Consider the following 13,890-nt stretch of genomic DNA (forward strand, 5'->3'; position numbering starts at 1 on the left):
GGCGGGTCAGCCGACCAGTGCCGGCACGTTCTTGCGCGACGAGAGCACCTGGTCGATGAGGCCGTACTCGAGGGCCTCGTTCGCCGACAGGATCTTGTCGCGGTCGATGTCCTTGTTGACCTCTTCGGGGCTGCGCTTGGAGTGGTGCGAGAGGGTGGTCTCGAGCCACGAGCGCATGCGCAGGATCTCGCGCGCCTGGATCTCGATGTCCGACGCCTGGCCGCCGCCCTGGCCGGTGGCCGGCTGGTGGATGAGGATGCGGGCGTTCGGGAGGGCGAGACGCTTGCCGGGGCTGCCGGCCGCGAGCAGCACGGCGGCGGCGGAGGCCGCCTGGCCGAGGCACACGGTCTGGATCTGCGGGCGCACGTACTGCATCGTGTCGTAGATCGCGGTCATCGCGGTGAAGGAGCCACCGGGCGAGTTGATGTACATCTCGATGTCGCGGTCGGGATCCTGCGACTCGAGCACGAGCAGCTGGGCCATCACGTCATCGGCCGACGCGTCGTCGATCTGCACGCCGAGGAAGATGATGCGATCCTCGAACAGCTTCGCGTACGGGTCCTGGCGCTTGAAGCCGTAGGCCGTGCGCTCCTCGAAGCTCGGCAGGATGTAGCGGTCGGTCGGCATGGTGCCGTTGCCGTAGGCGCTCGCACCGAAAGTGGGGGTTTCCATGAGTTCTCTTTACCTGTTCTCTCGAAAGATCCGGTGCTAGTTGTCTGCTTCGATGGTGCCGCCGCCGCCGACGACGTCGGTGGCGAACTCGCGCACGTGGTCGACGAAGCCGTACTCGAGGGCCTCCTGCGCGCTGAACCAGCGGTCGCGGTCGCCGTCTTCGTTGACCTGCTCGACGGTCTTGCCCGTCTGGTCTGCGGTGATCTGGGCGAGGGTGTTCTTCATGCTCAGGATGAGCTGGGCCTGGGTCTGGATGTCGCTCGCGGTGCCGCCGAAGCCGCCGTGCGGCTGGTGCAGGAGCACGCGGGCGTTGGGCGTGATGTAGCGCTTGCCCTTGGTGCCGCTCGTGAGGAGGAACTGGCCCATGGAGGCCGCCATCCCGATGCCCACGGTCACGATGTCGTTCGGCACGAACTTCATCGTGTCGTAGATCGCCATGCCGGCCGTGATCGAGCCGCCGGGCGAGTTGATGTAGAGGTAGATGTCGCGCTCGGGGTCCTCGGCCGCCAGGAGCAGGATCTTGGCGCAGATCTCGTTGGCGTTGTCGTCACGCACCTCGGATCCGAGCCAGATGATGCGGTCCTTCAGCAGTCGGTCGAAGACGCTGGATGGGAGAGCCTGTTCGGCCATGTGTGTCGCTCCAATTCGCTTGCAGTGGTTTGAATCTACTGGAGCCGTCCCGCCTCGGCGCCCGTGTTCGCCGTCGGCAGAGTCCGGCGCCGGATCGGCCGCCTCTCAGCCGACCAGGAAGAACGGCGGCCAGCTCGGATTGTGGGCCCGCGCGATGACGAGGAAGACCACCGCGTCGAACAGCAGGTGCACCGTGACCACGTAGGCGAGCGACCTCGTGCGCACGAAGATGAAGCCCTGCAGCAGGGCGAACGGGATGGTGAGGAGGGGGCCCCAGGCCTGGTAGCCGAGCTCCCAGAGGAACGAGACGAACACGATGGTCTGCAGCAGGTTCGCGGCCCAGAACGGGAAGTGGCGGCGCAGCAGGGCGAAGATCGTGCAGATGAAGAAGAGCTCGTCCCAGGTGCCCACGGCGTTCACGCCCACGAAGAGCCGGGCGAGCTCCGAGGGCTCGGCCACGGTGGGCCAGTTGAGGTAGACGCCCGAGGTGATGAAGTAGAACGGCAGGATGAACCAGCCCAGACCGATCACGAGGGCGATGTAGCCCCAGTGGAACCGGCCCCACCGGCCGCCTCCACGCCACGGGAAGCGGATGGCGTGGTCCTTGAAGACGAAGCGCGAGATGAGGTAGGGCGCGGCCACCGCGACCGCGAGCACCGAGCCCATCAGCACCATGTTGCCCCAGCCGATGTCAGCCTTGACCGAGATGGTGCTCACGATGCTCTGGCCGAGCGCCACCAGGAAGAGGTCGCGGCCGAGCCCGGCCGTGGTGAGCCCGCGCCGCTCGAGCAGGAAGGCGAGGCCGACACCCAGCACGAGCATCGTGTAGCCCGGGATCGGTGTCAGCAGCGCGAAGATGAAGAACGCCGCCGCGCACACGAGGAAGGCCGGCACGAGCCCCCAGTTCGCCCAGCGGCGATCACCGTCGTCGAGCGCGTGGGGATGGGCGGGGGCGTCTTTCGTCGGCGCGGCCATGCCCCCAGTGTGACGGTGTCGGGAGCATCCCGCACGCCCTCACGCGAAAGGGCCCGCATCCGCTGGATGCAGGCCCTTTCGGAACGGGGTGTCGCGACTAGTGCGAGTGGCCCTCGTGGTCGTCGTGGTCGTGACCGGCCGGCTCGTCGGCGGCGTCGAGGAGGTTGTCGCCCTCTTCGTCGTCGGCCGCGAGGGTCGTGAACTCGGAGATGTCGACGGCCTTGCCGTCGGTGTCGACGACCTTGGCCTTCGACAGCACGATGGCGAGGGCCTTGTTGCGGGCCACCTCGGCCACCATCGCCGGGATCTGGTTGGACTCGGAGAGGATCTTGACGAACTCGTTGGGCTCCATGCCGTACTGGGCGGCGGACTGCACGAGGTACTGGGTCAGCTCGTCCTGCGAGACCTTGACCTGCTCCTTGTCGACGACCGCGTCGAGCAGGATCTGGGTCTTGAAGGTGTTCGTCGACGACTCGGTGACCTCGGCGCGGTGCTCGTCGTCCTCGAGGCGGTTCTCGCCCTCGAGGTGGCGGTGCACCTCGTCTTCGATGAGCGCGGGCGGAACCGGGATCTCCACCTTCTCGAGGAGCGACTCCACGATCTTGGTGCGGGCCTCGGAGGCCTGGCCGAACGCCTTCTGCTTCTCGACCTGCTCCTTGAGCGACTTCTTCAGCTCGTCGAGCGTGTCGAACTCGCTCGCGATCTGGGCGAAGTCGTCGTCGGCCTCGGGGAGCTCGCGCTCCTTGACGGCGTTGAGGGTGACGGTCACGAGGGCGTCGCGTCCGGCGTACTCGCCGCCGAGCAGCGGGGCCTCGAACGTAGTGGTCTCACCGGCGGTGAGGGTGTCGAGGGCCTCGTCGATGCCCTCGAGCAGCTCTCCCGAGCCGATCTCGTAGGAGATGCCGGAGGCGGTGTCGACCTCGACGTCGTCGACCGTGGCCACGAGGTCGAGCTGGGCGAAGTCGCCCTTCTTGGCGGGGCGCTCGACCGTGACGAGGGTGCCGAAGCGGCTGCGCAGGCGCTCGAGCTCGTCGTCGACGTCGCTGTCGGCGACGACGGCGGGCTCCACGGCCACCTCGAAGCCCTCGTAGTCGGGCAGCTCGATCTCGGGGCGCACGTCGACCTCGATGGCGAGTTCGAGGTCACCGGAGAAGTCGGCGGCCTTGGGCCACTCGACGATGTCGGCCTGCGGGCGGCCGAGCGGGCGCAGCTCGTTCTCGGTCACGGCCTCGCGGTAGAAGCGGTCGAGGCCGTCGTTGACGGCGTGCTCGAGCACGGCTTCCTTGCCGACGCGCTGGTTGATGATGGGCGGCGGAACCTTGCCCTTGCGGAAGCCGGGGATGTTGATCTGCTCAGCGATGTGGCTGTAGGCGTGATCGATGCTGGGCTTCAGCTCATCGGGGGTGACGAAGATCTGGATCTTCACGCGGGTGGGGCTGAGCTTTTCGACCGAGGTCTTCACGTTGGGTCTCTCCTGATGGTTTCTGTGGTTCGGTGTCGTGTCGGGGCGACAGGATTCGAACCTGCGACCTCCCGCTCCCAAAGCGGGCGCTCTAGCCAAGCTGAGCTACGCCCCGGTGGCGAAATGGCCTCGGCAACTCTACCGCACGCCCGACACTGGTCACACAGCGCCTTCGAAGCTGTACTACGATGTTGCGAGTGCCCGGCTCACGCCGTGCCCGGGGATGTAGCTCAATGGTAGAGCCTCAGTCTTCCAAACTGATCACGCGGGTTCGATTCCCGTCATCCCCTCCAGACAGACGACGCTCTACTGCGTGAAGCGCGAGGGCAGGTACTCCGGCCCGGGAGCCACCTGGTAGACGACCGCGGCGGAGGCGTCGGCGGCGGCCGGGAACGAGTAGCCCTCGATCGAGGTGACCGTCTGGCCCGCGGCGATCGTGGCGACCGGCGGGACACCGGGCATCGAGTTGGCCTCGTCGACGACCACGCTGCCCGGCTGGCCGTCGGCTGTCACGAGCGTGAACGGGAAGAGCTCGTAGTCGGCCTCGGTGCCGTTGTAGATCGTGACCGTGAACGAGAGGGCGAGGTCGCCCTCGAGCCCGGCGGCGTCGGCCGAGGGGGTGAACGGCAGCGGCTCGCTCACGGCGATCTGCATGCCGTCGTCGTAGGTGACGGTCTGGCCGAAGGTCGCGGGGACCGACTCGACGGCCGTCGCATCCGGAGCCTGGTCCGTGGGCGCGGGAGCAGGCGCGACTCCGCCGCCACCGACGGATGAGAGGAGGCCCGCCGTGTAGACGAGGGCGAGCACGATCGAGAGCACGAACGCGAGGCCGGAGATGACGGTGCCCGCGAGAGCGAGCGTCCGGGGCCGACGCCGACGGATGAGGGCGACCGCACCGAGCACGACTCCCGCGACCGCGAGCAGCCAGGCCCCGTAGTTGACGATCGGGACGAACGCGAGGGCCAGGGCGACGATCCCCACCACGACGGCGGCGACGACCAGTGGGCTCACCCGGCTGCCGCGAGCAGGCTCCGGCGGGCGGGAGGAACCACGGCGGGGCTCGTGGCGGCTGCGGACCGTCTTGACGTACGGAGTCTGTGCAGGGGCGGGCCGTGCAGCGGCGGTTGTCGGAGCATTCACCGGAGGAAGGCTGGGCACAGGCCACCCCGTGCCTACAGGTGGGACGCCCTCCAGCGGGCTCGCCGGCGGCGCATCCGGGTCGACCCCGCGCGGCAGCGGGGGCAGTGCGGGGTTCTTCGGCGCCGCAACCGCGGGAGCACCGGCCGGCGACGCCGGGGCCGCCTCGACCGCTCCGGTCGAGTATCCCGACGGGAGCTCCGGGACCGGCGGGAGGTCGGAGGGCGGTGGCGCGTTCGTCATCGGATTCAGTGTGTCACGGCCCGGTGCGGCCCGGGCACCGGCCCGCGTAGTCTGGCCGCATGGGACCGCAGCCGCTCTTCGTCGCAGCCGCCGCGAGCTATACGGCGAACTGCGCGCTGGGCGCATCCGTGGCCCTCCGCCTGGTCGACACGAGCGGATTCCGGTGGCTGCACCACGCCGTCTACATCGCCACCTGCGTGCTCGCCGCATCCGCTGCTCTGACGCCGTTCGTGCCGAGCGGCCCGGGCAGGCGAGGCAGGGCGCCGCATCCGCGCACCGCGCTCGCCGCCCTCGCCCTGGCACCGGCCGCGGTGCCCTTGGCGCTCATCCCCCGCATCAGCGCCCGCTCGAGCGGGCACGTGAAGCTCGCGCTCACGGCCGCACCCTTCTTCGTCGCCGGGCTCCTGCTCTCGGCGCGCCCCGCATCCGCTCGCCGCCGCCCTGGAGGGAAGTGACATGGAGTTCCTCGACGTCGTGCGACGACGGAAGACCACCAACGGGCCCTTCCGCCCGGACGCGGTGAGCCGGGAGCACCAGCGCCTCCTCATGGAGGTGGCCGGGCGAGCACCCTCGCAGCTGAACAGCCAGCCGTGGCGGTTCGTGCTCGTGGACGACCGCGCCGTGATCGAGCGGATCGCCGGCATCAGCGGCGAGAGCATGACGGAGGCGATGTCGAACGGCACCTTCTTCGAGCGCTACAAGCCCTACTTCCGGTTCAGCGCCGACGAGATGCGGCAGAAGCGCAGCGGCATGCTCTTCGACAAGCTCCCGGCGGCGCTCAGGCCCTTCACCAAGCAGGTCTTCACGCCCCGCGGGCAGAAGCTCATGAACACCTTCCGCGTGCCGCAGACCCTCGGCGAGGAGAACCGTGCACTCGTGGCGGGGTCACCGCTCCTGATCGGCGTCATGCTCGACCGCTCGGAGTACCGGCCCGGCGAACTGAGTTCCTTCTACTCCGTCTTCAGCATGGGCGCCGCGATGGAGAACATCTGGCTGACCACGGTGGAGCTCGGCATGGGCATCCAGTTCGTGTCCTTCCCCATGGAGGTGCCGGGCCGCTGGGCGCAGATCGAGGAGCTGCTCGGCGTGCCCGACGACCTCGAGCTGATGGCCGTCTACCGCCTCGGCTACCTCCCGCACGACGCGAAGCGGCCCGCGATCGACTGGTCGAGCCACGAACGCAAGCTGCCGTCGCAGTACGTCTTCCGCAACACCTGCGCCACTCCGGAGACCGGCTGGGACGAGGACGAGGCACCCGGATCCCCTAGTCTCTGAATCACACCCGCTCGACGAAAGGCGCCGACGCATGTCTCGTTCAGAACTCTCCGGCCCGGAATTCACCGGAGAAACCGCACTGCAGGCCGCGCCGTGGGAGCTCAAGCTCTCGTTCGCCCTGTGGCTCGCAGAGGCCATCCTCGGCATCGTGAACGGTGTGCTCGTGATCGCCGCCGCCGGCCTCGTGCTGGCCGTGGCCGGTGCCGACGGCGCTGCCGCCGAGGCGACGCTCGCCATCATGACCGTGATCGGCGTCGTGCTCATCCTCGTGGCCGTGTTCCGGATCGTGGCCACCGTGCTCATGCTGCGGGGCCGCGTCTGGGCCCGCAACACCCTCACGATCCTCGGTGTGCTCGGACTCTTCGGCATCATCCTCGAGTTCCAGGCCAACCCGGCCGTCGCGATCGCCCACGCGCTCGTGCTCGTGGTGGCCCTCATCACGATGTTCCTGCCCAACTCGAACGCCTACTTCCGGGCCCCTTTCCCCGCCAAGTAGCGGCGGTTAGCCCAGCCTCAGCTTGCTTGCGGAAGATTTCCAGCTGAGTAGCGTTGCTGTCAGTAGGGACGAAAGGACACCGACCATGACTGAAGTCATCACCACCCCCACCAGCACCACGAGCCCCGATGTGGCCGCCGCGGCAGCCCAGTTCCTGAGCCCCGTGGTCATCGAGCTGCAGGCCCTCGCGGTCAACGGCAAGCAGGCGCACTGGCACGTGCGCGGATCGAACTTCATCGGTGTCCACGAGCTCCTCGACACCGTGGTCGAGCACGCCCAGGACTACGCCGACACCGCCGCCGAGCGCGTCGTCGCCCTGGGACTGCCGATCGACGCCCGCATCCAGACGGTCGCCGCCAAGACCGGCACCGCCCCGATGCCCGCCGGCTTCCAGAAGTCGGATGCGACGATCGCGACCATCATCGGTCAGATCGACGTGGCGCTCGCCGTGGTCAACAAGGCCGTCAAGGAGCTCGCCGAGATCGACGCCTCCAGCCAGGACGTGGCGATCGAGATCGCCCGCGGCCTCGACAAGGACCGCTGGTTCCTCTTCGCTCACATCTCCGAGTAGAGCCTCTTCCCCTCGCGAACGGCGGGTGCACCCTTCGGGGCGCACCCGCCGTTCGGCGTTCGCGGCCGCGCGGCGTCGTTCGGGGCCGGTCGGGGTCAGAGGCTCGTGTGCGTGGGGCGGCCGGCGAGGAGCGTCAGCGCGACCGGCATCGAGCGGAGCTCCGCGGGCGAGGCGGCGAGCGGATCGCGGTCGACCGCCACGAGGTCGGCCACGTCGCCCACCGCGACGCCCTCGCGTCCCCGTGCCGACGCTGCGAGGGCCGCTGACACCGGGATGCGCTGCTCGGGGTGCCAGGGAGCCCGGCCGTCGCGCTCTCGACCCACGGCGGCGGCGATCGTGACCCAGGGGTCGAGCGGCGCCACGGGGGCGTCCGAGCCGAGCGCGAGCTGCGCCCCCGCCTCGAGCAGGGCACCGAGGGCGAAGGCCCGCCCGGTGCGACCCGCCCAGAAGCGGTCGGCCACGTCGCGGTCGTCGAGCGCGTGCTCGGGCTGCACGCTCGCGACCGCGCCGAGCGCGGCGAAGCGCGGGAACTCCTCGGGCGCGAGCAGCTGCGCGTGCTCGATCGATCCCGTGCTGCCCGTGGCCGCGAAGGCGTCGAGCGCGAGGCGGTTGGCGTGGTCGCCGATCGCGTGCACGGCCACCGTGAACCCGGCGGCGCTCGCACGGGCGAGCAGGGGTTCGAGCTCGTGGGGCTCGACGGTGAGGACGCCGCGGGACGCCGGGAGGCCCTCGAGCCCCGGGTACTCGTCGAAGCAGAAGGCGGTGCGGGTGTTGAGCGATCCGTCGGTGATGACCTTGAACGGGCCCACCGTCACGAGATCGGTCACCGCGTCGCCCGTCTGCAGGCCCTCGGCGATCGCGCGCTCGAGGTGCTGCGGGTAGACGCCGAACTCCACCCGCAGGAGGTCGTGGCCGGCGGCGGAACGCCGCTGCCAGACCTCGTGGTTCCAGGCCATCTCGAGGTCGACGACGCCCACGACACCGCGCGCGGCGGCGGCGCGGGCCGCATCCTGGGCCCAGGCGTCGCTCGTGGTGGTGGGCACGTCGTCGAGGGCGCGGTGCACCGCGAAGGCGTCCTCCTCGCGCAGCACGCCATCCGGATGCCCCGTGACGCCGAACGAGGCGAGCGCGGCCGTGTTGAGCCAGCAGCAGTGCAGGTCGGCGCTGATGAGCACCACCGGGCGGTCGCCCGTGACGGCGTCGAGGGCGGCGGCCGTGGGGGCGTCGCTCCAGAGGCCGTCGCGGAAGCCGATGCCCACGAGGAGGGCGGGAGAGCCGGCCTGCCTCTCTCGTGCTGCTGACTCGGCCGACGCCGTCGTTGCGGCCGTTGCGGCCGCCACCAGCGCCACCGTCTCCGCGGCCGAGCGCGCGGTCGAGACATCGAGCCGCCGGGCCGACGACGCCCACTGGGTGAAGTGCACGTGGTTGTCCCAGAGGCCGGGTACGAGCCACCGGCCGTCGAGGCGGATGCGCTCGGTGGCCGAGCTCGTCTCCACCACCCCGGCCGGGCCGATCCCGGTCACGACGCCGTCGTCGATCCGCACGTCGACCGGGGCGCCGGATCCGGGCAGGCGGGCACCCAGGAGAAGCAGGGAGCCCGTCACGTCAGGCCTGGTCCTTCGGGCACCAGTAGAGCTTGCGGGCACCGAACTCCTCGAGCACGATGTGGGTGCCGCAGAGCCGGCAGGGCAGGCCCTCGCGCTTGTAGACCCAGTGCCGGTCCTCGCGCTTGGCCATCGCCTTGGCGTAGGCATCCGGATCGAGGTCGTCCATCGTCATCATCTGCCCGGTGCGCACCCCGAGGTCGAGCAGGTAGGCCCAGTCGCGCCAGAGCGCCCGCGCCGTCTCCTCGGGCACGAGCTTGCCGGGGGTGTGCGGGTTGAGCCTCGCGCGGAAGAGCATCTCGGCCCGGTAGACGTTGCCGATGCCGCTCACGACCGACTGGTCCATGAGCAGCAGACCGATGGGGGTGGGCTTCCGGCGCACGACGTCGACGAAGCGCTGCTCGGCCTCGGCGGAGTCGTCGAGCAGCGGATCGGGGCCGAGCTTCGCGATCACGGCGTCGACCTCGGCCGGTTCGAGCACCTGGCAGGCGGTGGGGCCGCGGAGGTCGGCGACGGCGGTCTCGGTGAGCAGGCGCACGCGCACGGCGCCGACGGGCTCGGGCGGGAACGTCTCGAGCTCGCCCTCCTTCTCCTGCTCGGCCATCCGCACGCGGGCGAGCCGCGGGGCGCCGATGGAGCGCACGGAGTCCTCACCGTCGGCATCGTCGACGCCCATGGCTCCGGGTGCGATGTCGGCGAGGGCCCCCTCCGCCTGCTCGCCGAGACCGGCCGGCTCGTCGGTGCCGCGCTGGTTCGTCTGGCCCATCCGGCCGCCCGCCGAGCGGATGGTGGCGTCGGTGGTGATCTCGCCCGCGAAGTCCCACGCGCCGTAGATGCCGAGGTGCACGCGGAGCCACAGCACGCCGTCGAACTCGAGGAACATCTGCTTGCCCACGGCGCGCGACGCCGTCATCGTCTTGCCGTCGAGCATCGCCGCGCCGTCGACGAAGCGGGCCTGCGGCGAGCTCACCGCGATCCGTCGCCCCACGAAGTTGCGGGCGAACTGGCGCGCGATGCGATGGACGGAATGACCCTCGGGCATGGAACGGCCGCGCCGGCTAGGCGTCGACGACGCGGTCGGCGATGGTGCCGGTGGTCTCGTACTCGGCCATCTGGGCGATCCGGCGCACGTGCCGCTCCTCGAACGAGAAGGGCTCCTCGATGAACCAGTCGATGAGGGCCGTGGCCTCCTCGAGGGTGTGCTGGCGGGCGCCGATCGAGATGACGTTCGCGTCGTTGTGCTCGCGGGCGAGCTTCGCGGTGGCCTCGTTCCAGGCGAGCGCCGCGCGCACGCCCTTCACCTTGTTCGCCGAGATCTGCTCGCCGTTGCCGGAGCCGCCGAACACCACGCCGAGCGACTCCACCCCGGCCTGCTGGTCCTGAACCACCGCGTGCGCGGCGTTGATGCAGAACGAGGGGTAGTCGTCGACGGGGTCATAGCTCTCGGGGCCGTGGTCGACGACCTCGTGCCCCTTCGCCGTCAGGTGATCCTGGATGTGCCGACTGAACTCGAGCCCGGCGTGATCGGTGCCGATGTGGATGCGCATGGGAATGAGTTTATTTAGAACTGCGGCTCGCGCGTGCGCGACCGCTTCAGTTCGAAGAAGCCGTCGTAGGAGGCCGCCGCCACGATGCCGTCCCAGAGGGTGAGGGCGATCTCGCCCGTGGGGGCCGGGCTGATGACCGGGCCGAAGAAGGCCGTGCCGTTGACGGCGATGACGGGGGTGCCGACGTCCTGACCCACACGGCCGATGCCGTCGAAGTGGGAGGCGCGCATGGCGTCGTCGTACTCGTCCGAGAGCGAGAAGGCGGCGAGGTCGGCGGGCAGGCCCACCTCGGCGAGCGCCGCGGGGATGACCTCGTCGGGGTCGAGGCTGCCGCCCGGGTGGATGCGCGTGCCGAGCGCGTCGTAGAGGGGCTTCACGACCTCCTTGCCATGGCGCTCCTGGGCCGCGGCCACGAGCCGCGTGTAGCGGAGGGCGCGCGGGAAGAAGGCCTTGTACTCCTCGGGGAGGTCGTGGTTGTCCTCGTTGAGCACGGCGAGCGACATGATGTGCCACGTCACCTCGAGGTCGCGGTGCGCGGCGACCTCGTCGACCCAGCGCGAGGTCATCCAGGCCCAGGGGCACGAGGGGTCGAACCAGAAATCCACCAGCGTCTTCTCAGAAGTCATACGGCCATCCTCGCACCCGAACTAGGCTGATCGGGCAATCGAAGAAGGAGAGCATTCAGTGCCTGGAGAAAACCTCACCCGCGCAGAAGCCCGCGAACGCGCCTCGATCGTGGCCACCACGAGCTACGACGTGGCCCTCGACCTCACGACGGGTCCCGAGACGTTCCGCAGCACCACCACGATCCGCTTCACCGCCACCCCGGGAGCCTCGACCTTCGTCGACGCCATCACCCGCACGGTGCACGCGGTGACGCTGAACGGCGAGTCGCTCGACCCCGCGGAGGTGAGCGACGGTGTGCGCATCCAGCTGCCCTCCCTCGCGGCCGAGAACGAGCTCGTGGTCGACGCCGACATGATCTACACCAACACCGGAGAGGGCCTGCACCGCTTCGTCGACCCCGTCGACGACGAGGTCTACCTCTACAGCCAGTTCGAGGTGCCGGACTCGCGCCGTATGTTCGCGGTGTTCGAGCAGCCCGACCTCAAGGCCACGTTCGCCTTCACGGTCACGGCCCCCGACTACTGGGAGGTCGTGTCGAACTCCCCCACCCCCGAGCCCATCACCGCGGTCGAGGGCGAGTCGGCCACCTGGACCTTCGCCCCCACCCCGCGCATCTCGAGCTACATCACCGCTCTCGTGGCCGGCCCCTACATCGTGGAGCGCTCGAGCCTCACGAGCGCCGACGGCCGCGAGATCCCGCTCGGCGTCTTCAGCCGCGCCTCGCTCTCGCAGTACATGGACGCCGACTACATCTTCGAGAAGACCCGCGAGGGCTTCGAGTTCTACGAGAAGCAGTACGACTTCCCCTACCCGTTCGAGAAGTACGACCAGCTCTTCGTGCCCGAGTTCAACGCGGGCGCGATGGAGAACGCGGGAGCGGTGACCTTCACCGAGACCTACGTGTTCCGCTCCAAGGTCACCGAGGCGGTGCGCGAGCGCCGGGTCATCACGATCCTGCACGAGCTCGCCCACATGTGGTTCGGCGACCTGGTGACCATGCGCTGGTGGAACGACCTGTGGCTGAACGAGTCGTTCGCCGAGTACATGTCGACCCTCGCCGCCGCCGAGGCCACGGAGTGGAAGGAGGCCTGGACCACCTTCGCCGCCATGGAGAAGAGCTGGGCCTACCGCCAGGACCAGCTGCCCTCGACCCACCCGATCGTGGCGCAGATCAACGACCTCGAAGACGTGCAGGTGAACTTCGACGGCATCACCTACGCCAAGGGCGCCTCGGTGCTCAAGCAGCTCGTGGCGTGGGTGGGCCAGGAGGAGTTCATGAAGGGCGTCGCGGCCTACGTGAACAAGCACCAGTTCGCCAACACCGAGCTCGTCGACCTGCTCACCGAGCTCGAGACCACGAGCGGCCGCGACCTCACCGAGTGGTCGCAGCTCTGGCTCGAGACCGCGGGCGTCAACACCCTGCGGCCGGCCATCGAGTTCGACGAGAACGACGTCATCACCTCGTTCGAGGTGCTGCAGGAGGCTCCGCTCGACTACCCGACGATCCGCCCGCACCGCCTGGCGATCGGCTTCTACGACCTCGAGGGCGACTCGCTCGTGCGCACCTACCGCGTCGAGCTCGACGTCGACGGCACCTCCACCCCGGTGCCCGCCCTCGTGGGCCGCGCCCGCCCGGCGCTCGTGCTGCTGAACGACGACGACCTCGCCTACGCCAAGATCCGCCTCGACGCGTACTCGCTCGACGTGGCGATCGAGCGCCTCGCCGGCATCGAGAGCCCCCTCGCCCGCTCTCTCGTGTGGGGTTCGGCGTGGGATGCGACGCGCGACGCCGAGACACCGGCCCGCGACTTCGTGCGGCTCGTTCTCGGCAACATCGCGAGCGAGACCGAGTCGACCACGATCCGCACCGTGCTCGGGCAGCTCGTGCTCGCCGCCACCTCGTACGTGGCTCCGGATGCGCGCGACGAGACCGTGCGGACGGCCGCGGACGCGCTGTGGAGACTCGCCCTCGACGCCGCCCCCGGCAGCGACGCGCAGTTCCAGTTCGTGAAGTTCTTCGCCGCCCTCGCGGGCACCGAGGAGCAGCTCGAGAACGTGTCGCACCTGCTGAACGGCACCGTCGTGCTCGAGGGTCTCGACATCGACACCGACCTCACCTGGGAGCTGCTCATCTCGCTCGTGGCGGGCGGCAAGGCCGGGGACGCCGAGATCGACGCGACGCTCGCCGCCGACAGCACGGCCTCGGGCCAGCAGTCGGCCGCGCACGCCCGCGCCGCCATCGCCACCCCGGAGGGCAAGGCGGCGGCGTTCGCCTCACTCGTCGAGAGCGATGCGGCACCGAACGCGATCGTGCGCGCCACGGGCCTCGGCTTCCAGCGCGGCACCGATCCCGCCCTGTTCGAGCCGCTCGTGGAGCGCTACTTCGCCTCGCTGCAGTCCCTCTGGGAGACCCGCAGCTACGCGATCGCCGCCTCCGTGATCAACGGCCTCTACCCTGGCGCCCTCGCGAACCAGGCGCTCCGCGACGCGACGGCCGCCTGGCTCGACGCGAACCCCGAGCCCCCGGCCCTCCGGAGGATCGTGATCGAGAACCTCGCGGGTGTGGATCGGGCCCTGGCGGCACAGAAGAAGGACGCAGGCAGCAAGTAACAGATGCTGGCTGCTGCGGGGGCCGTGCTTCGCGCGGCCCC

Annotated in this window: 14 protein-coding genes and 2 tRNA genes; 6 read left to right on the plus strand and 10 right to left on the minus strand. The window is 69.8% G+C overall.

What is annotated here, in order from left to right; translation table 11 throughout:
* Positions 1-6: 6 nt before the first annotated feature.
* The 5 genes from Q0D57_RS05050 to Q0D57_RS05070 all read right to left on the minus strand — a co-directional run bounded on the left by Q0D57_RS05050 (position 7) and on the right by Q0D57_RS05070 (position 3,854).
* The gene (locus tag Q0D57_RS05050; protein ID WP_291039219.1) at positions 7-672 is read right to left on the minus strand and encodes an ATP-dependent Clp protease proteolytic subunit; all 666 of its coding nucleotides are present in this window, start codon (positions 670-672) and stop codon (positions 7-9) included.
* A 36-nt stretch (positions 673-708) separates the two neighbouring features.
* Positions 709-1,302 carry an ATP-dependent Clp protease proteolytic subunit gene (locus Q0D57_RS05055; protein ID WP_291039222.1) on the minus strand — a complete coding sequence of 198 codons (594 nt, stop codon included), beginning with the start codon at positions 1,300-1,302 and terminating at the stop codon, positions 709-711.
* A 105-nt stretch (positions 1,303-1,407) separates the two neighbouring features.
* Positions 1,408-2,277, minus strand: coding sequence for a CPBP family intramembrane glutamic endopeptidase (locus Q0D57_RS05060; RefSeq protein WP_291039226.1), 870 nt, complete (start codon positions 2,275-2,277; stop codon positions 1,408-1,410).
* A gap of 97 nt (positions 2,278-2,374) precedes the next feature.
* On the minus strand, positions 2,375-3,739 hold the full coding sequence (tig, locus tag Q0D57_RS05065) for a trigger factor (protein WP_291039247.1): 1,365 nt from the start codon (positions 3,737-3,739) through the stop codon (positions 2,375-2,377).
* Between the two features lie 40 nt (positions 3,740-3,779).
* A tRNA-Pro gene (locus Q0D57_RS05070) sits at positions 3,780-3,854 on the minus strand.
* Positions 3,855-3,958: 104 nt separating this feature from the next.
* Here Q0D57_RS05070 and Q0D57_RS05075 point away from each other — a divergent pair.
* Positions 3,959-4,032: transfer RNA gene (locus Q0D57_RS05075), tRNA-Gly, on the plus strand.
* A gap of 13 nt (positions 4,033-4,045) precedes the next feature.
* Here the strand turns inward: Q0D57_RS05075 and Q0D57_RS05080 are convergent.
* Positions 4,046-5,119 carry a DUF4190 domain-containing protein gene (locus tag Q0D57_RS05080; protein WP_291039251.1) on the minus strand — a complete coding sequence of 358 codons (1,074 nt, stop codon included), beginning with the start codon at positions 5,117-5,119 and terminating at the stop codon, positions 4,046-4,048.
* Between the two features lie 59 nt (positions 5,120-5,178).
* Here Q0D57_RS05080 and Q0D57_RS05085 point away from each other — a divergent pair, with 59 nt between their 5' ends.
* The 4 genes from Q0D57_RS05085 to Q0D57_RS05100 all read left to right on the plus strand — a co-directional run bounded on the left by Q0D57_RS05085 (position 5,179) and on the right by Q0D57_RS05100 (position 7,461).
* Complete coding sequence (locus Q0D57_RS05085; RefSeq protein WP_291039254.1) at positions 5,179-5,574, plus strand: hypothetical protein; 396 nt, start codon at positions 5,179-5,181, stop codon at positions 5,572-5,574.
* Position 5,575: 1 nt separating this feature from the next.
* Entirely contained in the window at positions 5,576-6,394 is an 819-nt protein-coding gene (locus Q0D57_RS05090; protein WP_291039257.1) for a nitroreductase family protein, read from the plus strand.
* A 31-nt stretch (positions 6,395-6,425) separates the two neighbouring features.
* Positions 6,426-6,890, plus strand: coding sequence for a hypothetical protein (locus Q0D57_RS05095; RefSeq protein WP_291039260.1), 465 nt, complete (start codon positions 6,426-6,428; stop codon positions 6,888-6,890).
* Positions 6,891-6,975: 85 nt separating this feature from the next.
* Positions 6,976-7,461 (plus strand): DNA starvation/stationary phase protection protein, encoded by a 486-nt coding sequence (locus tag Q0D57_RS05100; protein ID WP_259524783.1) that lies wholly within the window; start codon positions 6,976-6,978, stop codon positions 7,459-7,461.
* Positions 7,462-7,556: 95 nt separating this feature from the next.
* Here the strand turns inward: Q0D57_RS05100 and Q0D57_RS05105 are convergent, their stop codons facing one another.
* From Q0D57_RS05105 to Q0D57_RS05120, 4 genes are read right to left on the minus strand one after another with little or no spacing between them, the layout of a single operon-like run.
* A complete protein-coding gene (locus Q0D57_RS05105; protein ID WP_291039269.1) occupies positions 7,557-9,065 on the minus strand; it encodes an amidohydrolase family protein in 1,509 nt (502 codons plus the stop codon).
* Between the two features lies 1 nt (position 9,066).
* Positions 9,067-10,107 (minus strand): DNA-formamidopyrimidine glycosylase family protein, encoded by a 1,041-nt coding sequence (locus Q0D57_RS05110; protein WP_291039289.1) that lies wholly within the window; start codon positions 10,105-10,107, stop codon positions 9,067-9,069.
* Positions 10,108-10,123: 16 nt separating this feature from the next.
* The gene (locus Q0D57_RS05115; protein ID WP_291039294.1) at positions 10,124-10,612 is read right to left on the minus strand and encodes a ribose-5-phosphate isomerase; all 489 of its coding nucleotides are present in this window, start codon (positions 10,610-10,612) and stop codon (positions 10,124-10,126) included.
* 14 nt (positions 10,613-10,626) lie between these two features.
* Entirely contained in the window at positions 10,627-11,238 is a 612-nt protein-coding gene (locus Q0D57_RS05120; RefSeq protein WP_291039296.1) for a DsbA family protein, read from the minus strand.
* 58 nt (positions 11,239-11,296) lie between these two features.
* Here Q0D57_RS05120 and pepN point away from each other — a divergent pair, with 58 nt between their 5' ends.
* Positions 11,297-13,849 carry an aminopeptidase N gene (gene pepN, locus Q0D57_RS05125; RefSeq protein WP_291039299.1) on the plus strand — a complete coding sequence of 851 codons (2,553 nt, stop codon included), beginning with the start codon at positions 11,297-11,299 and terminating at the stop codon, positions 13,847-13,849.
* Positions 13,850-13,890: the final 41 nt, after the last annotated feature.

Origin of the sequence: Herbiconiux sp. (genome assembly GCF_023264895.1) — a bacterium.
Taxonomy (GTDB): Bacteria; Actinomycetota; Actinomycetes; order Actinomycetales; family Microbacteriaceae; genus Herbiconiux.

Bases quoted from the DNA above. Each gene is read 5' to 3' on its own strand.
- Q0D57_RS05060 (WP_291039226.1), bottom strand. From the start codon at position 2,277: ATGGCCGCGCCGACGAAAGACGCCCCCGCCCATCCCCACGCGCTCGAC.
- Q0D57_RS05100 (WP_259524783.1), top strand. From the start codon at position 6,976: ATGACTGAAGTCATCACCACCCCCACCAGCACCACGAGCCCCGATGTG.
- Q0D57_RS05095 (WP_291039260.1), top strand. From the start codon at position 6,426: ATGTCTCGTTCAGAACTCTCCGGCCCGGAATTCACCGGAGAAACCGCA.
- Q0D57_RS05115 (WP_291039294.1), bottom strand. From the start codon at position 10,612: ATGCGCATCCACATCGGCACCGATCACGCCGGGCTCGAGTTCAGTCGG.
- Q0D57_RS05120 (WP_291039296.1), bottom strand. From the start codon at position 11,238: ATGACTTCTGAGAAGACGCTGGTGGATTTCTGGTTCGACCCCTCGTGC.
- Q0D57_RS05090 (WP_291039257.1), top strand. From the start codon at position 5,576: ATGGAGTTCCTCGACGTCGTGCGACGACGGAAGACCACCAACGGGCCC.
- Q0D57_RS05055 (WP_291039222.1), bottom strand. From the start codon at position 1,302: ATGGCCGAACAGGCTCTCCCATCCAGCGTCTTCGACCGACTGCTGAAG.
- Q0D57_RS05110 (WP_291039289.1), bottom strand. From the start codon at position 10,107: ATGCCCGAGGGTCATTCCGTCCATCGCATCGCGCGCCAGTTCGCCCGC.
- Q0D57_RS05080 (WP_291039251.1), bottom strand. From the start codon at position 5,119: ATGACGAACGCGCCACCGCCCTCCGACCTCCCGCCGGTCCCGGAGCTC.
- Q0D57_RS05085 (WP_291039254.1), top strand. From the start codon at position 5,179: ATGGGACCGCAGCCGCTCTTCGTCGCAGCCGCCGCGAGCTATACGGCG.
- Q0D57_RS05050 (WP_291039219.1), bottom strand. From the start codon at position 672: ATGGAAACCCCCACTTTCGGTGCGAGCGCCTACGGCAACGGCACCATG.